A 3,040-nucleotide genomic window follows, 5' to 3' on the forward strand; every position below is an offset into this window, starting at 1 on the left:
CGCTACCTGATCTACGACACCAACATGACCGGCAACCACCCGCTCTTCCCGCAGATCGCCGAGTACGTCGACTACGTGCTGCTGCAGGCCTACGGCCGGGACCCGGGCCGCCTGCAGGGCACCTGGGAGACGTTCGCGCCCTACATCAGCTCGTGCCAGTTCCTGCCCGGGTTCTCCTTCTACGAGGAGCGCGGCTGGCACTGGCTCGACACCACCGTCCCGTTCGGCGAGAGCCGGGCCGCGGCGTACGCCAACTGGCAGCCCGAGGGCGGCGGGAAGGGCGGGATCTTCAGCTACGCCCTCGACCGTGACGGCAAGCTGGACGGCGACGACACCATCAGCGCCTCGAAGTACACCTGGATGAAGCGCCTCTCCGGGATCATCGACGAGGTCGCGCGTTAATCATTCGCGGTCGCGGGTCGGGGTCGCGTACGCTGGTCTCATCATGATCATCAAGCGCTGACCTAGACCCGCGACCGCGGCACCGCCCGGCGGGTCTTCCTGTCTCTCGAGAAGGCCAGCGCTCATGTCTATGAACCCGATCGTCGTCCGCGACCTCTCGGTCTCCTTCCGCAGCGGCTCCGTTCTCACCGGGATCGATCTCACCGTCTCCCCGGGCGAGCGGATCGCGCTCGTGGGGGAGAACGGCGCCGGTAAGTCCACACTGCTCCGCGCTATCGCACACCGGCTGCCGCGGACCGCCCACCGCACAGGCACGCTCGAGACGCCCGACGACCTCGTCTGGCTGCCGCAGGAGCCGCCGTTCCGTGACGAGGCGAGCATCGAGGACGTTCTCGCCACGACCCTGCAGCCACTCCGCGAGGCCGTCGCCACGGTCGAGACGCTCGCCGATCGGCTCGCTGATCCCGACATCGCCGAGACGTACGCGAGTGCGCTCGACTTCGCGGTCGCCCACGACGCCTGGGACGCCGACCGGCGCGCCATCCTGGCCGCCGAGCGGCTCGGACTGAGCGGTCTCGACCGCGACCGTCCGATCAGCACGCTCTCGGGCGGGCAGCGCACCAGGCTGGCCCTCGCGACCGCGATCACCCGCCGCCCCGACGCGTTGCTGCTCGACGAACCGACCAACCACCTCGACGACGAGGCGGTCACGGTGCTGGGGGAGTTCCTGCGTGACCTCCCCGGCGTCGTCCTGATGGCCTCCCACGACCGCGTCTTCCTCGACGAGGTCGCCACGGGGCTCTTCGACCTCGACCCGACCGCCTTCGGCACCGACGGAGCCGGCGGGCGGCTCTTCGGCGGCGGGTGGAGCGACTACGAGGAGGCACGGAAGGCGGCCAGGGAGCGGTGGGAGCAGACGTACGCAGATCAGCAGGAGGAGCTCAAGCGACTCCGCACGGCGACCAAGATCGGCAACGGCGCGATCGCCCACAACCGCGGTCCGACCGACGGCGACAAGTTCATCTACAAGTTCAAGGGCAGCAATGTCGAGCGCACCGTCGCCCGCCGCAAGAAGGACGCCAACCGGCGGCTGGAGGAGGCCGAGGAGGCGCAGGTACGCAAGCCGCTTCCGCCGCTACGCCTCAATGCCGCGCTGTCGGCTGCCGGGGCGAGCGGGCGGATGGTCGTCGCACGCGACCTGGTCGTCGAGGAGCGGGTCAGCCTGCCGGTCCTCGACATCGCGGCAGGCGAGCACCTGCTGATCACCGGGCCAAACGGCAGCGGCAAGTCCACGCTGCTCGGGGTGATCTCCGGCCGGGTGAAGCCGACCTCGGGCGAGGTCCAGGTCAGTGCCCGGCACGTGGAGGAGCTCACCCAGGACCCGCAGTTCGGCGACCTGCGGCGCAAGGTCGCCGACGTCTATCTGGAGTCGGTGGGGGAGGTGTTGGCGGCTCGGGTGCCATTGCGCGATCTCGGGCTGGTTCATCCGCGAGACCTCAACAGGCCGGTTGGAGCGCTGAGCGTCGGGCAGCGCCGCCGGCTCGACCTGGCCATCGCCATCGCCACCGGCCCGGACCTGCTGCTCCTCGACGAGCCGACCAACCACATCTCGCTCACGCTCGCCGGCGAGCTCGAGGAGGCGATCGGGGCCACCCCGGGCACCATCGTCGTCGCCTCTCACGACCGGTGGCTGCGCCGACGCTGGTCAGGCCCCGAGCATCGGCTGGTGCCCGAACGGGGGCGCTGACCGGGCCACTTACGAGCGAAGCCCTGTGGATGAGCAGCGTTATCCACAGGGCTTCGGATCGTCGTTGTCCTCGCCGGGAGGTCATGGTGCCGTAGACCCATGACCGACAAGATCCCGTACGCTCCAGTCCTCCGCACCCAGGCCGACGTCGAAGCCGCCTGGCGTCATCTGATCAATCCCCTCGGCTGGCCCGAGCCACGGCTGTGGTTCATGTTGGTCGATCCCGACGGGGTCCCGTTCCCGCAGCTGTGCCAGATCGAGGGCGTGCCGGTGGAGATCGCTGGTGACGGCGCCGCCAACCTCGCCACGATGCTGCACGACCTGGTCGATGCGCATGGCTTCGACCGCGTGGAGCTCCTGTTGTGCCGTCCGGGTGGTGGCCCACCGAACGGCTCGGACCGCAAGAACGCCGCAGAGCTCTATGGAGCGTGCGTCGTCGCCGGGGTGCCGCTCGACGTCGTCCATCTCGCGACCGACCACGACTTCTGGCCGATCCCGCTGGACGCGCTCGGTGAGATCAGAACTCCAACGTGACCTTCGTGTCGCCCAGCTCGCGCTCGACGATGCTGTCGAACTCGGCGGAGGCGGCCTCGCGCTCGACCAGGTCCCGCAGCGCGTGGTCGATCGCAGCCTGGTTGGTCGTCGTCCCGGCGATCTTCCTCGCCTCGGCCAACAGCTCCTCGTCGATGCTGATCGACGTCTCGGTCATTGCGTACCCCCGCACGGAATCCTGATGAAACAGCGAAACGCTAGCGGCGCCCGCCATGCAACGCAATGACCTGCGACACGGGGTACTGGGCTGGAAGGTGCAGTTGAATCCGTGCAGGGTCTTGTTTGCAGCAGACAAAGAAGCGCGGGCCTCTGCCGCACACGCGCCGTTCGTGTCCGGGC

General features: G+C 69.0%; 4 protein-coding genes. 3 read left to right on the forward strand and 1 reads right to left on the reverse strand.

Going from position 1 to position 3,040, the window contains the following annotated elements; genetic code table 11:
- From ACFVJS_RS18155 to ACFVJS_RS18165, 3 genes are all read left to right on the forward strand, one after another.
- Nucleotides 1-402: hypothetical protein (locus tag ACFVJS_RS18155; RefSeq protein ID WP_378883004.1), on the forward strand; the 402-nt coding region annotated here is incomplete at its 5' end.
- 124 nt (nucleotides 403-526) lie between these two features.
- Complete coding sequence (locus ACFVJS_RS18160; RefSeq protein WP_378883007.1) at nucleotides 527-2,149, forward strand: ABC-F family ATP-binding cassette domain-containing protein; 1,623 nt, start codon at nucleotides 527-529, stop codon at nucleotides 2,147-2,149.
- A gap of 99 nt (nucleotides 2,150-2,248) precedes the next feature.
- Nucleotides 2,249-2,683, forward strand: a complete 435-nt coding sequence (locus ACFVJS_RS18165; RefSeq protein ID WP_378883010.1) for a hypothetical protein — start codon at nucleotides 2,249-2,251, stop codon at nucleotides 2,681-2,683.
- On the opposite strand, the gene ACFVJS_RS18170 is transcribed toward ACFVJS_RS18165, so the two are convergent.
- Nucleotides 2,667-3,040: type II toxin-antitoxin system VapB family antitoxin (locus tag ACFVJS_RS18170; RefSeq protein ID WP_378883012.1), on the reverse strand; the 374-nt coding region annotated here is incomplete at its 5' end. The genes ACFVJS_RS18165 and ACFVJS_RS18170 overlap by 17 nt on opposite strands.

Origin of the sequence: Nocardioides sp. NPDC057772, assembly GCF_042798075.1 — a bacterium.
In the GTDB taxonomy this organism is placed as follows: Bacteria; Actinomycetota; Actinomycetes; order Propionibacteriales; family Nocardioidaceae; genus Nocardioides.

Bases quoted from the DNA above. Each gene is read 5' to 3' on its own strand.
- ACFVJS_RS18160 (WP_378883007.1), top strand. From the start codon at position 527: ATGTCTATGAACCCGATCGTCGTCCGCGACCTCTCGGTCTCCTTCCGC.
- ACFVJS_RS18165 (WP_378883010.1), top strand. From the start codon at position 2,249: ATGACCGACAAGATCCCGTACGCTCCAGTCCTCCGCACCCAGGCCGAC.